This is a genomic window from Anaerosoma tenue (assembly GCF_023161965.1).
Classification (GTDB): domain Bacteria; phylum Actinomycetota; class Coriobacteriia; order Anaerosomatales; family Anaerosomataceae; genus Anaerosoma; species Anaerosoma tenue.
In genome coordinates this window covers 84608-99658 of the sequence record NZ_JALNTY010000004.1, presented here as the reverse complement: position 1 = coordinate 99658, position 15051 = coordinate 84608, and the positions used below count along the sequence as shown (strand labels likewise).

Annotated in this window: 14 protein-coding genes; 1 reads left to right on the top strand and 13 read right to left on the bottom strand. The window is 67.4% G+C overall.

What is annotated here, in order from left to right; translation table 11 throughout:
- Window positions 1–6 precede the first annotated feature (6 nt).
- Window positions 7–1656 (top strand): hypothetical protein, encoded by a 1650-nt coding sequence (locus MSB02_RS10080; RefSeq protein ID WP_267195114.1) that lies wholly within the window; start codon window positions 7–9, stop codon window positions 1654–1656.
- 126 nt (window positions 1657–1782) lie between these two features.
- Here the strand turns inward: MSB02_RS10080 and MSB02_RS10075 are convergent, their stop codons facing one another.
- The 13 genes from MSB02_RS10075 to MSB02_RS10015 all read right to left on the bottom strand — a co-directional run bounded on the left by MSB02_RS10075 (window position 1783) and on the right by MSB02_RS10015 (window position 15050).
- Window positions 1783–3612, bottom strand: a complete 1830-nt coding sequence (locus MSB02_RS10075; RefSeq protein ID WP_267195113.1) for a sodium/solute symporter — start codon at window positions 3610–3612, stop codon at window positions 1783–1785.
- Window positions 3609–3989, bottom strand: a complete 381-nt coding sequence (locus MSB02_RS10070; protein WP_267195112.1) for a DUF485 domain-containing protein — start codon at window positions 3987–3989, stop codon at window positions 3609–3611. Before MSB02_RS10070 ends, MSB02_RS10075 begins: the two co-directional genes overlap by 4 nt.
- Window positions 3990–4033: 44 nt before the next feature.
- Window positions 4034–4528, bottom strand: a complete 495-nt coding sequence (locus MSB02_RS10065; protein WP_267195111.1) for a universal stress protein — start codon at window positions 4526–4528, stop codon at window positions 4034–4036.
- A 230-nt stretch (window positions 4529–4758) separates the two neighbouring features.
- Complete coding sequence (locus MSB02_RS10060) at window positions 4759–5214, bottom strand: metallophosphoesterase family protein (RefSeq protein WP_267195110.1); 456 nt, start codon at window positions 5212–5214, stop codon at window positions 4759–4761.
- Between the two features lie 2 nt (window positions 5215–5216).
- Window positions 5217–5924 carry a LytR/AlgR family response regulator transcription factor gene (locus tag MSB02_RS10055; protein ID WP_267195198.1) on the bottom strand — a complete coding sequence of 236 codons (708 nt, stop codon included), beginning with the start codon at window positions 5922–5924 and terminating at the stop codon, window positions 5217–5219.
- A gap of 5 nt (window positions 5925–5929) precedes the next feature.
- A complete protein-coding gene (locus MSB02_RS10050; protein ID WP_267195109.1) occupies window positions 5930–7285 on the bottom strand; it encodes a histidine kinase in 1356 nt (451 codons plus the stop codon).
- Window positions 7191–8057, bottom strand: coding sequence for a GNAT family N-acetyltransferase (locus MSB02_RS10045; RefSeq protein ID WP_267195108.1), 867 nt, complete (start codon window positions 8055–8057; stop codon window positions 7191–7193). Before MSB02_RS10045 ends, MSB02_RS10050 begins: the two co-directional genes overlap by 95 nt.
- The gene (locus MSB02_RS10040) at window positions 8054–8839 is read right to left on the bottom strand and encodes a sulfite exporter TauE/SafE family protein (protein WP_267195107.1); all 786 of its coding nucleotides are present in this window, start codon (window positions 8837–8839) and stop codon (window positions 8054–8056) included. The genes MSB02_RS10045 and MSB02_RS10040 overlap by 4 nt, the downstream gene beginning before the upstream one ends.
- A gap of 4 nt (window positions 8840–8843) precedes the next feature.
- Window positions 8844–10088, bottom strand: coding sequence for a hypothetical protein (locus MSB02_RS10035; protein WP_267195106.1), 1245 nt, complete (start codon window positions 10086–10088; stop codon window positions 8844–8846).
- Window positions 10089–10110: 22 nt separating this feature from the next.
- On the bottom strand, window positions 10111–11166 hold the full coding sequence (gene amrS / locus MSB02_RS10030; RefSeq protein ID WP_267195105.1) for an AmmeMemoRadiSam system radical SAM enzyme: 1056 nt from the start codon (window positions 11164–11166) through the stop codon (window positions 10111–10113).
- Window positions 11167–11174: 8 nt separating this feature from the next.
- Entirely contained in the window at window positions 11175–12869 is a 1695-nt protein-coding gene (locus MSB02_RS10025) for a [Fe-Fe] hydrogenase large subunit C-terminal domain-containing protein (protein ID WP_267195104.1), read from the bottom strand.
- Window positions 12870–12951: 82 nt separating this feature from the next.
- Window positions 12952–13539, bottom strand: coding sequence for a QueT transporter family protein (locus MSB02_RS10020; protein WP_267195103.1), 588 nt, complete (start codon window positions 13537–13539; stop codon window positions 12952–12954).
- 11 nt (window positions 13540–13550) lie between these two features.
- Window positions 13551–15050, bottom strand: coding sequence for a sensor histidine kinase (locus tag MSB02_RS10015; protein WP_267195102.1), 1500 nt, complete (start codon window positions 15048–15050; stop codon window positions 13551–13553).
- Window position 15051: the final 1 nt, after the last annotated feature.

Genomic DNA, 15051 nt, shown 5'->3' with positions numbered 1-15051 from the left:
CCCGCGATGTCTGCACGCGAGAGACTGATCGAGATGGACGCGATCGCCCGGCTGCGAGCCCGCGACGTGAGCCTGTTCAGCGACGACCTGGACGCGCGTATCCCCATCATGCAGCGACTGGGCTGGACCGACCTCGCCAAGAAGGCGACGGGCCGTCTGCCCCTGCTCGCCAACCTCGCCGACGCCATCGTGAACGAAGGTGCCACCGACCTGCTGCTCCTCGGCATGGGTGGCTCGTCGCTCGCGCCGCTCGTGATGTCCAGGATGATCGAGGGCGCCGCCGGGTTCCCACGCCTGCACGTGCTGGACACCACGTCACCGGTGCAGGTGGCTACGGCCCTCGATCGGCTGGAGCCCCATTCCACCTTCGTGATCGTGGCAAGCAAGTCGGGCACCACCATCGAGCCCCTCTCGCTCTACGCGATCGTGCGCGAATGGTTCACGGCCGCGGGAATGGTCAAGGCCGAAGCGGGCCGGCACATCGTGGTGATCACCGACCCCGGCTCGCCGTTGGAGAAGCGTCGCCAGCGCGACATGCTCCGCATCGCTCTGACCGCGCCGGCGACCGTGGGCGGCCGGTACTCGGCGCTCAGCATGTTCGGGCTTGCGCCGGCCGCGCTCACCGGCATCCACCTGCCTTCCGTGATCGCCCGCGCCGAGGCGATGGAAGACGCGTGCGCAGCGCCCATCGACGAGAACCCCGGCGCCCTGCTCGCGGCCTGGATCGCCGACTCATGCGAGGCCGGCAAGGACAAGCTCACGCTGGTCACGTCCGGCCCGTTCGCGCCGTTCGGCCTGTGGGTCGAGCAGCTTGTGGCCGAGTCGCTCGGCAAGAACGGCACCGGGGTCGTGCCGGTGATAGAGGCCGACCCCGCCGGAGCTGACGCCTACGGAAGCGACCGAGCGTTCGTGGTGCTGCGCTTCGGCGATGACACGACCCTCGCCGACTGGTCGCGACGGATCTCCGAGCGACACCCTGTGTTCGAGCTGACGGTCGCCGACGTCTTCGACATCGGCGCCGAGTTCGTCCGCTGGGAGCACGCCGTGGCGCTCGCGGGCGTGCTTCTCGGCGTGAACCCGTTCGATGAGCCGTCCGTCACGGAAGCCAAGCGCGCGACCTCGGCGATACTCGACGGCGGTGCGGCAGAGGTGCCCGCAGCCAGCGCGGATGTCGGCGGCACGTGGATCACGTACGCGGGTGCGCTGGAGGGTGAGGCGCCCGCGACGCGCACGGACGCGCTCGCACACGCGGTGGGCTCGCTCCGCGGCGGCGATTACCTGGCGCTGCTGGTCTACGCGCCTGAGGACGATGAGCGGCTCGCTCCGCTCCGGGACGCCTGTGCCGCGGTCAGCCACGCCAGCGGACACGCCGTCTGCTTCGAGCTGGGGCCGCGTTACCTGCACTCCACCGGCCAACTGCACAAGGGCGGACCGAACACCGGCGTGTTCGTGCTCGTGACGGCACGCGACAGGGCCGACATCGAGGTCCCCGGACAACCGTTCACGCTCGCCGCGCTCCACCGTGCGCAGGCCGAAGGCGACCTCGTGACGCTCGCCGCCCATGGCCGGCGCGTCCTGCGGCTCGACCTGCCGTCCACGGACGCCGAGGTGCTCGCCAACCTCGCCCGCGACCTCGAGGCTGCCGCTCGCACCTGACGGGACCGGTCTCCCGTAGTACGTCCGCACCGCGCATAGGATCGCGCACGCGAACGCCGGCCCCGCCGAATGGCGGGACCGGCGCCGCTCGCATGCCCCCTGGGGGTGGGGCGTGGAGCGTGAGAGCTACTTGCTCTTCGCGAACATCGAGCCGACCTTGTCGAGGCCGTGCTGCTTCTCATGCCGCTCGCTCGCGGTGCCGTGGATCCTCATCCAGATGTGGTCCACGTTCTTGGGAAGCTGCCCGTCGAGCTTGCTGACGATGATGATCGTGAACAGGCTGAGCGGGAAGGTGAACAGCACCGGATAGGTCAGCGAACCCACGAATCCGAGAAGACCCTCGTGCCCGATCGTCCCCAACTGCTGCATGATGTTCAGGAAGATGATCGAGATCGCGCCGATCAGGCCCACGAGCATGCCTGCGGTAGCGCCCTTCTCGGTCGTACCCTTCCACCAGATCCCGGTGAGGAGCATCGGCACGAACGCCGAGGCGCCTACGGAGAATGCCCAGGTCACCATCATCGCGATGAGCGCCGGGTACGCCTGATCGAGACCGAAGTGCGGTATGGCCAGGCCGATCAGCAGTGCCACACCGGCGAAGGCGAGGACGGCGGTCTTGCCGAAGGCCACGCGCTTGGCTTCGCTGGCGTCCTTGTTGATGTACTTCTCGTAGACGTCGTGGCCCAGGGCCGACGCCGCTGCGATCAGCAGGCCGCCGACGGTGGAGAACATGGCCGCGAACGCGCCGGCCGACACGATGCCCATCATCCACTGGCCGCCCAGGATCTCGCCGAGCGCCGGCATCAACTGGTCGGGCTTGGTGAGCAGACCGTGAACGGTAGCCGCGTTGACGGTCCCGCCGTCGGCGAGGAACTCACGGATGATACCCAGACCGGCGAGACCGACGATCGTCGAGCCGATGTAGAACACGCTGATGAAGACGAGCACCCAGAAGGTCGAGCGGCGTGCCGCCTTGCCCGAGGGGTTCGTGTAGTAGCGGTTGAGGATGTGCGGGAGGCCCGCGGTGCCCAACACGAGCGCGAGCACCATCGAGAACTGGTCGAAGCCGTTGTAGCGGTGACCGGGCTCGTTGAACGCCATCTCACGATCGGTGTGGAGCTTGTTGGAGGCGTAGAACGCGATGCGGATGGTGCCGTCGGCTCCCGACTCGATGAATTCGTCGACTTCGGTCATCTCCTCGGCGGTCATGACCTCGGCCGCCTTGTCGTACGGCGTGACACCCGCGTCATCGGGTGCTGTGAGCTGCTCGGCCGTGTACGCCTTCGTGTTCACGATCGGCTGCTGCGATTCGGCCTCAAGGGCCTCCGGATAGTTGAACCCGTTGCCGAACGCGAAGACGACCATCAGGATCATCGCGAACGCCAGCCACCAGAACTGGAAGATCTGGTTCATCGTCGTGCCCTTCATGCCACCCACGGACACGTAGAACGCGATGATGGCGGCCACGACGACGACACCGGACGTATACCCGTCCATGCCGAGGAACCCGCCGCCCACGAGCACCTGCCACGTGGTGCCCGCACCGTACATCTGCGGCGCCATGTAGAAGAGCGACGTGAGCAGCACGCCGAGCACCGTGATCAGCCGGATGCGGTTGCTGCCGAACCGGCCGAAGGCGAAGTCGGCCACCGTGTACTCGCCGAAGCGGCGGAGCGGTGACGCGATGAACAGCACGACGACCATGAAGCCGCCGGCGAAACCGGCCGCATACCAGATGCCGTCGAGGCCGGACGCGTAGATCGCACCGGCCACGCCCAGGAAGGAGGCGGCCGACAGGTAGTCGCCTGAGATCGCCGAGGCGTTGGCGAACGAACCGACTTTGCGGCCGGCGAGATAGAAGTCGGCCGTAGTGCGCGTGAAGCGGCGCGAGAAGATCGAGAGGCCGATCGTGAAGAGCGTCAGCCCGATGACGAGGATGATGGCGATCGTGTTCACGACTGCACCTCCTCGTGGGCGGTGCGGGCGGCGATCTCATCGGCCATCGCGAGCAGACGCTCGTCGAGCCTGTCGGCCTGCTTGGAGTAGGTCCAGGCCATGGCCCAGAGGAAGACGAAGTAGAAGAACCCTACGAAGAGGTAGTTGGCGGTGAACCCGCCCCAGACCTCTACCGAATACCACGTCTTCCACCACACCGATGACGCGGGGACCCCGAGGGTCACCGCGAAGAAGATCGCGCCGTACGTGAAGCTCAGCTTCCGCTGGCCCCGGAACACGGCGTCGACGCTTTCGATCGTGTCGATGTGATCGCCGTGCTGTATTTGACGACCGTCGGCAGAGAGGGCTGCCGAGCCATGTGCTGTCGTCTCTCCCATCTGTGCACCTCCTTCGTCCGAAGACGGCTGTGAGCGACCGGCGATCACTCGGCTTTCACGACAAGAACGGGGACCGGCGCGCCTTTGACGACCGTCTCGGCCACGCTGCCCAGGGCTATACGCTTGAGGCCTGTGCGCCCCGTGTCGCCGACCACGATCATGTCGGCCTTCCACTCCTCGGCGACGTGCACGATCCGCTTGGCTACGCCGCCTTGCACCACCTCGACCTCGCACGACACGCCGTTGCGCTCGCACATGGTCTTGGCGAGCACGAGCCCCTTGACCGATGCATGGACGCCTTCGTAGACGTCCTCGTCCATGACCTCCTCGGGATACTCAAGAGCCTCGAGGCCGGTATCCACGTAGATGGCCTTGACCGATGCGCCGAACGTCTTCGCGAGCATCACCGCATACTCGGTCGCCGCAACAGACGGTGCGGAACCGTCGGTCGGCAGAAGGATGCGCCCGATCTCGTGACAGATCTCATCGATGTCACCGAGCCTGACGTCCTCGGCAGAACCCTTGATGCAAACGTCCATACGTCCCACCTCCCCAGCTGTCCAACGGGCGGCGGTCGCACGCCCGCAAGACCACACTAGACGCGAGGGCCTGAGGGATGGAACGAAGCTGTCGCGTGCGGCGGCAGCGGGTCGGCGGAGGGTGCGGCAGAAGCGGTAAGCGGCTCACGCGCCGTTCACGGAGCGCGCCGTCCGCCGTTCACCGGTGTGAGAGGGCCGCTCGTCGGCGAATGGACGCGCGGTGGAAGCCGCTAGAGCTCGATGATGCTGGCCGTGGGCGGGTCAGCGGCACAGTCGAGCAGGGCAACGGTGGGACCCCGGCCATCCCGCGAACGGCCGCCGGCGCTTCCGGGGTTCACGTGAAGGAGTCCGCCGACATGCTCCACGCGGGCCCGGTGCGTGTGACCGCTCACCAGCACGGTGACCCCCTCGGGCACTCCCGCACGCAGCAGGGGCGCGGCCTGGTGGACGACCATGACCCGCTGTCCGTCGGCCTGGATGACGGCGCGGTCCTGCAACCGCCACTCAAGCTCGCCCGAGTCCATGTTCCCCCGTACCGCGATCACCGGGGCGATCGCCTCGAGGTGGTCGAGGATCCATGCGGGGCCGATGTCCCCGGCGTGTATGATCCGGTCGACATCCCGGAACGCCTCGTCGACCCCCGGCGGGAGCGTTCCATGGGTGTCTGAAAGCACGCCGATCAGCACGGCTAGATTCCCAGGACGCGCTTCAGCGCAGGTGCGCGTCGTCTTGAGACGGGTATGCGCGTATGCGCCCGGTCCTTCAGCGTCAGCTCCATCGTGCCGCCGTACATGGGAGCGACCTCGGCCACGTGGGAGAGGTTCACAAGGAAGCGGCGGTGGACCCGGAAGTACCCCTGCGACTCCAGGCGGCTCTCAAGATCGGCCAGCGAGAACGTAGAGAGGTATCGTTCGCCATCAGTGAACATGTAGCTGTAGTCGTCCTTGGCCATGACGTGAGTGATATCGGCCACCTGGAGCAGGAGCTTGCGACCGCCCTTCTCCACGGGGATCCGCTCCACGCGCACCGGTGTCTCGGCGGCCGGGGCGATGCGCTCGATCGCCATCTTGAGCCGCGCGGCCTCGACGGGCTTCACGAGATAGTCGGTGGCGGCCACCTCGAAGGCCTTCACCGCATGTTCGCTGTGCGCGGTGACGAACACGAGCGCGGGAGGATGGTCGAGCCCGGAAAGCGCCTCGGCCAACTCTATCCCGCTGAGTCCCGGCATGCTGACATCGAGGAAGACGACATCGTACGGAATGGCGCGGATGAGTTGAAGCGCCTCGCTCGCGCTGCCGGCCTCGCCCACGACCTCAACGCCGCCGGCCTCGCCCAGCAGGTAGCGGAGTTCGGAGCGCGCGGGGACCTCGTCGTCCACCAGCAACGCTTTGAGCATCGTGGTCATCGGTCCACTCTCTCCGGCGAGGACGCGATCGTCACCGTCACCACGGTCCCCTCTCCGCCCTCGCTTTCCACGCTCAGGCCGCTTCCGGGGCCGAAGTGCCCCTTCAGTCTATCGTGGACGTTGCCCAAAGCGATACCGAGGCCGGTCCCGAATCCCACCTCGAGCACGCGCGGCAGGTCCTCCTCGGATATTCCCACGCCATCGTCGGAGATCGCCACGCTGATGTCTCCATCGACCCTGCCGGCCGTGATCGACACGGTGAGAGGACCCTCCTCGCGGACACCGTGCTGCACGCAGTTCTCCACGATCGGCTGCAGGATGAACGCGGGCACGTGGGTCGCCAGCACCTCGGGGTCGAGGTCGGAGACCACGCGCAAGCGGTCGCCGAACCGTGCCTGCTCGAACCGCAGATAGGTGAGGGCGTACTCGACCTCGCGCTCGAGCGGGACGAGCCCCTCGTTGTCCTCAAGCATCCGCCGGTAGAAGGCCGCGAATTCGCGAAGGAGGTCGCGCGCGCCTCCCGGATCGGTGCGGATCATCATCGCGATGGTGTTGATCGTGTTGAACAGGAAATGCGGGTTGATCTGCGCCTGCAGCGCCTTGAGCTCCATCCTGCACGCCAGCTCGGTCTGGTGCTCGAGCTCCGAGAGCTCGAGTTGTGTCGACAGGAGGCGGGCGAGACCGCTCACCATGGCGATCTGGGTCTCGTTCAACAGCCTGGCCGTGGTGTAGTAGAACTTCAGCGTACCTACGGGCTTCTCGCGGACTTCCAGCGGAACCACGATCGCCGCGCGCAACAGGCAGTCGCGCCGTGGACAGCCGATCTCGTCCTTCGTGCCAAGGATGCGATGCTCGTTGGTCTCAAGCGCCTCGCGCGTGGCCTTCGTGAGGATCGGCCCGCCCACCTCGTGGTGGTCCTCCCCGATGCCCGCGAAACCGAGAACGGTCTCGGTGTCGGTGATCGCCACCGCAGCCGCCTCGCTCTCGGCGAGCGCCAGCCTGCAGACCTCCTGCGCGGTCTCGGCGTAGAGACCACGGCGCAGGTACGCCAGCGACCGGTCGGCGATCACCACGATCTGGTGTGACTGAAGCGCCTTGATGTGATCGGGGCGGCTGATGAGCCGCATCGCCACGGTCCCCACCGCCGTGGTGGCGAGGGCGATCGTGGCAGCGATGAACACCGGCTCGGGCACCATCCCGAACAGACCCGCTCCCACGACGATGGCGATGATCGCCGTTGCCAGGAGCAGGGTCGCGTCAACGACCCATGAGCGAACCGATGCGATGGCCCAGACCCCTTCCCGTCTCGTCGCCGGCCGTGAGGAACGCGTAGCGCCGACCCGTATCGGCAAAGCCTGCCGAGCGATACAGCGCCAGCGCGGCGGCGTTCCCCGTCCGCGCCGAGAGCGTCATGTGCCGCGCCCTGCCGTCCCGTGCTCGCGAAACGGCCGCCTCCAGCAGAAGCGATCCGATGCCGACACGGCGGTCGGACGCGCGCACGCAGAGCCGACCCAGCACCGCCGACCCACGGTCGACCGTGCTCAGAGTATAGCCGACGCAACGCCCGTCACGCTCGGCCAAGGTGACCCCGCCGGCATCGAGGAACCTCCGCATCAAGCGGAGATCGTAGCGCCAGAACGGCTCGAAACACTCGCCGTCGATGGCGATGATCTCCTCGGCGTCGGCCGTCAGGGCGGGTCGCATCGAGACATCGGGGCGCCCGGGAACGGCCGCGGGGCTCACCGGGGTGAGCTCGAGCACGGCGAGCGTCTCGCGGACGCGCATGCCTGCGGCCTCATACACGGGTACATCGCCGGACATGACCGGCGGGCTCACCAGACCGGAGAATCCGTGCTCGGCCGCACAGACCGAGAGGTGGGTGACCGCGTCGCCGATATGGCGTACCGGACACCACAGGGCGTCGATGCCAAGCAGGTCGAGGTGGTCGCGCCACCGGTCCAGCACGGCCACATCGCCCCGCCCGCTCACCTGGATCGTCCAGGGACGGTCGCGATGGTGCGCACGGAGCGTCTGCTCGTCGGGAAACACACGGGCAGCGACCAGCGCCCGCGCAAGCTTGTCTACCTGGGCCGCCGTGGCGTCCGTGAAGACGCGCCCCGTCATGAGGACAGCCAGCCCAGTTCGTTGGCCGCTAGTAGCAGTCCCACCACCAGCAGCATCGCCGCGAAGGCCACTCGGACCGTCTTCTCCTGCGACGCCGCCGTGACCCTGGCGCCCAACATGGCGCCGGGAACGACACCAAGAGACATGCCGAGCGCGATGGCGATGTCGATGTGACCCAGGAGGTAGTGGGTGATGGTGCCGGGGACCGCGAGTATCAGCACGGCGATGAGGCTCGTGCCGACCGCGCGCTTGGCATCGAAGCCGAGGAAGCGCACGAGCGCTGGAACGACGACGAACCCGCCGCCAAGCCCCAGGAATCCCGAGTACACGCCGGTGATCGCACCGATGGCGGCGAGCCAGAGCCAGGAGTCCCTGCGCCCGGCCATCGCGGCCTTCACATGCGCTGCCTGCTCCGGACGCAGTGCGAGCTGCGCCATGTCGAACGACATCCAGGCGATAAGGGCAGCGGTGAGATACAGCACCACGTCACCGCCCACGAGCGAGGTGAGCCACGCACCCAGGACTGAGAAGGCGGCGCCCACCGCGCCGAGCGTGAGACCCACGCGCGTGTCGAGCAACCCCCGTCGACGGTACTCGATCACCCCGGTGATCGCCGTAGGGATGATCACAGGGAGCGGCGTCCCCACCGCAACGAGTTCCGAACCGCCAAGGATCAGGCGTATCGCGGGGGTGGTGATCATCCCGCCACCGATCCCGAACTGACCGGAGAGGTATCCCGCGACGAACCCGACGCCCGCCGCTGCAAGCCACGTCTCCGACACGAGCTCAGTCGATCCTGATCCCGGGGAACCGGCCGGTGAGCGCCCCGCGGTCCACACGCCGCTCGCCGGTGAACAGCGACTGCAGGGGCAAATCCGTCCAGAGCCGGTCCATGAGCATCGGCCACCGACGCTGGAAGACGAAGTACCGCTCGCAGTTGTCGCGCGCGTATCGCTGCGCCTCGGGCACCTGTCGCCGGGCGATATCGATGTACACGGCGCGCTCCTTGCCGGCAACGGCCCGGAGCAGAGCGGTGACCCGGCTGCGCCAGCCGATGGACCCGTCCACAAGGCGTCCGGGATACGGCGCCAGGGACTCGGCGGTCACCTGCCGAAGATCGACCTGCGACTTGGAGAACTCAAGCTTCCTGTGCGCGTAGATGAACCTGAAGACGTCGTTGCCGAAAAGCATCGCCCTGCTCGCGGGCGCCGGAGGCCGATGCACCACCGACCATTCGTTGTCGAGGAACATGTCGGCGCCATGCATCCGGGCGTTGACGACATAGTCGATGTCTTCCCCTCGCACCGTCCAGGGGTCGAACGGCACGTTGCAGTACATGTCGCGATGGAGTGCGAGGCACCCGCCGAACGCTAGCGACGTAGGCTTGATCCGCGGCGGGCGGGCCACCGCCGTGACGGCACGATCGAAGAACTCCCCCTGCCGCCAGAACGTGTCCGACCAGGGATCCGCACCGGCACGTGCCAGCGCCCCAGAATCGTCACGATAGAGTCCCGTCTTCGCGTAGACCATGCCCCCGTCCGGATGCCGTCCGCCGAGCTCCTCAAGCGCTCTGTCGAGGAAGTCCGCCGAGTCCACCACTTCGTCGTCGTCCACGAAGACGACCGCCTCGCTGCCAAGCACCGCGGCCATCGCCAACCCTGCATTGCGGGCACCACCGTAGGATGAGAGCCCCACGCCGTCGATGACGTCCGCGAACTCCATCTGCTCGAGCCGCCGGTGAAGCGAGCCCAACTCGGCTTGGCCGAACACGAAAGTGTCGAGATCCGGCATGTCCGCAAGCACGTCGCGAACGCCGTCTTCGGCGGCATTTGCAGTGGCCTCGTCGGCGGCGGCGACCGCCACGATGATCCGCCCGAGACCGGTGACGCCCTCAAGCGACCGCAGACACTCCTGCAGCTGGCCGGTCTGCCCCACCACCGTCGGGTGGTCGAACGGCGTGCGGGTCTTCGACGATCCGCCGCGTGTGCGCCGCTTCGTCCAGAACGTCGGGATGATGACAGTAGGCTGCACTCCGGTCCTTTCGCGGTTCCACTCATCCACCGTGCGAGGTCGGCTTCCATGATAGCGGTTCATCTCCGCCGATGATGCCCAGCGGCGCGCCGCAGCGCGCACAGGCTCCATCGCTCACGTGTCGATCGACGATCGTGTAGCCTCGCCGGCGCACCGCGACCGAGCCGCACGCCGGACACACGGTGTCCTCTCCGCCGGGCACGTCCACATTGCCGAGGAAGACGTGGTGCAGCCGCTCCTCATGTCCGATCCGCCGTGCACGCTCGAGCGTCTCGAGCGGCGTGCGTTCGAGATGCGACAGGTCGAGGTACGGGAAGAAACGGGTGATGTGCCACGGCGTGTCCTCGCCGAGACCGCTGCGGATCCACCCCGCGATACCCCGCAGAGTACGGTCGTCATCGTTCACAGTGGGGATGACGTTGGTGACGACCTCCACGTGCATGCCCCACCTCGACTTAGCACGCTCCGCCATCTCCAGCACCGGCTTCACCGAACGCACCTTGCAGAGTCTCCTGTAGGTCGCGTCGTCGAATCCCTTGACATCGACCCGCCACACGTCGATAAGCGGCCCGAGCAGGTCAAGACCCGCCTCGGTGACATACCCGTTGGTCACCATCACCGTGTAGAGGCCGTTCTCGTGGGAGTACCGTGCGACGTCGAGCACGTACTCGGCCCAGATGACCGGCTCGTTGTAGGTGAACGCCACCCCTGCGCAACCGTGTCGACGGGCCAGATCCGGCACTGCCGACGGCTCCAGGAACTCGAGGTGCGGGTCTTCGCCCACCGCGGCACGGCTGATCTGCCAGTTCTGACAGTGCGCGCATCGCATGGAACAGCCGACGCTGCCGAGCGAGAGCGCCGTGGTGCCAGGCCGGTAGTGGAAGACCGGCTTCTTCTCGATCGGATCGACCGCGACCGACGAGACCAGCCCGTACGTCAGCGCGATGAGCCGCCCGGCGCGGTTCTCACGCACACCGCAAGTACCACGCGCTCCTACTGCTATGCGGCAGTCGTTGGGGCATAGAAGGCAGTGGATCCGCGAGCCATCCGGCTCCCACAGAAGCGCTTCGTGCTCCATGATGCCTCCTAGCCGGGGGCCAGGCGCACCTGATCTCCTCCGGCGCGTATCGCCTCGAGAAGGGCGGCGTCGGCCGACTCCAGCACATCACGCGCCTCCGCCCCCCGCGGGGCGGAGGCCACACCGATCGATATCGTGGCCTTCACGCCCTGTGTATACCCGGAGCCGTCGCCCGCCGGTGCGAACGCAGACACGCCCTCGCGCAGCTTCTCGGCCGCGGCGAACGCCTCGGTCTTGTTCACGCCCGACAGCGCAACGGCGAATCGGTCACCGGTCCACCGCGCCAGAACATCCGTGGCGCGAAGGCATGCGTTGAAGCGTCCCCCGATCGCACGCAGCGCCTCGTCAGCCTCGGATCCATCGTTCGCGCCACGGATGGCATCGAGCCCGTCGACGTCTATCAACGCCACGCATACCGGCGACCCGTAACGGTTCAGGCGAGCGATCTCGACGGCCAGACGATCGCCGAAGGAGCGCGTGTTCCACAGGCCCGTCGCCGGATCGAGTGTCTGGGTCTCGGCGAGAGAGGCCGCATGCTCGCGGAGGAGGCGCCGCTGGAGAGGCAGGCAGAGATCCCAGCTCGACTCGGCATTGTATATCGCGGCCGCGTGCGCACGGCACGTGGGCCACCCGCATGCACCGCAGTCGAGCGCTGTCTCCCGTGTGAAACCACCCTCGGCGAGCACCGCATCGATCGCGGCATCATCCGGCACCGGCACGGAGACCGGCTCGGCCACGAAGGAACGGATGAGATCCACCGCGGGAAGCATGGTCAGCATCGCCCGGGTGCTGACCTGCGTGGTGCCGGGGCTCCTTCGTGCTGCCGCCTCGACGTTACGCTTGGCGAACAGCGACAGACCGGGGTTCACAGCGGGGCCGTCGATGCACCCCTCGCAGTTGAGCATGTCGATGACCAGCGGACCCGCTTCGCCTGCGCCGATGGCCGTGAGCAAGCGGTCTATCTCTCGAACACCGCGTACGACGTGCACCGACGCATCGGTCAGATCCCGTGAGACCAGGGTCTGCCGAGGGAACCCGTCGGTAAGCGAGATCTCCTTCAGCGCGCCAGGCCTGCTCGGCGCCGGCGCGGTCACCGAGCCTCCCGGAACCAGCGGACGTTCCTCGAGGATCAACCGCTTGAGCTCCGTGAAGTCGATCGCGACATCTATGGCGCCATCGAACGACGGGTCGAGCGCCTCATCTTTGCGCGCATAGCACGGGGAGACGTAGACGATCGCGACCTCGTGAGGGTAGACCGCCCGGATGAGTCTCGCCTGCGCCACGTAGGGCGGCACGATCGGCGCGAGCGCCTGGACGAACGCCGGGTGGTACTTGCGCACGAAGTCGATCGCCACGGGACAGGTGGACCTCAGGCTTGGCACGCTGCCCTCCCGCGCATGAAGCTGCTCGTACGCTTGGGCGACGAGCTCCTCCCCGAGGAGCGTGGTCTCGACCGAATCGAAGCCCATGACCTCAAGCGAGCGCTCGGTCTGGACGACGGTCATCGGATACAGAGCCGCGATGAACTCGCTCGCAAGCAGAGCCACCACGTGCCGGTGAGTGCGCAGCAGTTCGCGGACCCGTGGCGTGTCGTCGCGCACGGTGATGCCGCCCCGTGCGCACTCGTTCACGCACTGTCCGCACGCTATGCACTTCTCCTGGACGATATCGGCGCACTCACCGCTCACCCGGATAGCGCTCACCGGACAGCACCTGACACAGGTCCAGCAGCCGGTGCATCCCTCGGCCCCGTGGGCGATCAGCGCCCCTCGGCGCCCGTCCGCCTCACTGTCCACGCATATCCCCCCGCCCGTTCGTGACGAGCCGCTCCGCAAGGCCGAGACGCCTGAGCGCCGCCAGCAGCGGGAGGCCGAGCCCGTACACTGCCACGGCCTGGCCAAGGCCGACCGCGGCGACACCGAACAGGTACATCGTAAGCCATGTCCCTGACGCGTCCAGGCCGAGCTGCTCGATGCGGTAGAAGTCGATGCCCGCGACACCCGCCAGCATCAACGGAAGGTAGGCGGGGACGATGAGCGCGTTGGTCACGACCGGTCCCGCAAGCGCCAGCGCGGTACGATGCCGGTACCTCCAGGTCCAGAGCGCACCGAGGAGCGTAGCCAGGGAGCCGAGCACCACATCGAGGAGACCCAGGACGCCGACATGCGTGAGCATGAACGCGTTCGCGATGAACGTCCCCGCCCACAGGCCCGGTATCGCAGCGGGCGTGAGACACGCGATCACGGTGAGCGCCTCTGACAGGCGCACCTGCACAGGGCCGTAGCCGAGCGGGCTCTGGATCATCACGAGGCTGGTGGCGGCATACACCGCGGCGATCACTCCAGCCTGCGCTATGAAGCGGGTCTGACGCATCTTGCCTCCGCTCATCTGACCCTCTGCCTCGGAAGGGAGATCTCGAACGTGGTACCCGAGCCCACCGTGCTTCTCACCGATATGGTGCCGCCGCTCACGTCGACGATGTGTTTGGCGATGGCCAGGCCGAGCCCGAAGCCTCCGGTCTCCTGCGAGCGTGAGATGTCGCTGCGATAGAAGCGCTCGAACACATTGGGCAGGTCCTCCTCCGGGATACCTACGCCGGTGTCCGTCACGTCGACGACGACGCGGTCTCGAGATCTGCGCGTGGTCACCGACACGCTCCCCCCGTCGGGCGTGTACTTGCACGCGTTGTCGACAAGGATGCCCAGCGCTTCCTCGATGCGGTCCGGATCACCATGCAGCCACAGCGGCCCCTCGCGCGGTCCCGTGAATCGCAGCTCCTTGGAGAGATAGCGAGTGGCCGCGTTGGCGAGCACCTCCCGGCAGACGGCGTTGATGTCGTACCGGATCTGCCGGTACTCGACCTGCTCTTCGCTCCTGATGAGCGACAGGAGGTCGCTGCACAGCCGCGCCATCCTGCGCGACTCTCGATCGATCGCGCTCACCGCCTCCTCCTGGAGCGCGGGATCCTCGGCCCCCCACGCACGGAGGATGTTCACGTAGCCGCGGATGCCCGCCACCGGTGTGGCGAGTTCGTGCGACGCGTCCGCGATGAAACGCGCCTGCACCTCGTTACGCCGTTGAAGACCGTCGATCAACCGGTTGAGCGATCGCGCAAGGTCCGCGACCTCGGTACCGCCCTCTTCCGGCAGTCGCACGTCCAGGACCCCGACGTCGACGGAATCGGCGGTGCGCCGCAGGTCGTCGATCAGGGAGATCGCCCAGCGCGTGGTCCCCATCGCCGCAAGGAGGGACCCGGCGAGGGCGACCAGGCCGAGGACCATCATCGGAAGGCGCGTCGCGTCGAGGATGGCTTCCTGGTCCCGTGGCATGTACGAGACGTCCAGCACAGCCGCGTGCACACCCGGGAGTTCGAGCGGAACGTAGTATGAGTACACGCCGAGGTCGGCACGCACGAACATCCCCCGGATGAGCGGCTGCGCGCCAGGGAAGTCCGTCACGGGCCCGTCGCTGGTGAACGCCTGAGCACGCAGCGTCTCGTCACCCGCCTCATGGCTCTCGCCGACGCCCCATACCATGACGGGCTCATCGCCCTGCTGTTGGATCACATGCAGCGAGAAAGAGCCTTCGTACGCGAGGCCCTCGGCAAAGGGGGCCGGCGGCTCCTCCACCATGGCGGCCAGCATCGCCTCCTGGACCGCGTCAGGGCCCATGCCCGCCGACTCCGCACGCTCGCGCGCGGTATCGAGGGTGGTCCTCGTGACACGAGCGGCGGCGTCGGCAAGACGCCCGGCCGTCTCGATAGCGGCAGCCTGCATCCCGCGCGCCACCAGCGCGTAGGTGCCGACGGCGATGGTGCCCACCAGCACGACGGCGAACAGGGTGACAACGATGGCAACGCGCGAGCGGATCGTCTTGAAGCGCACC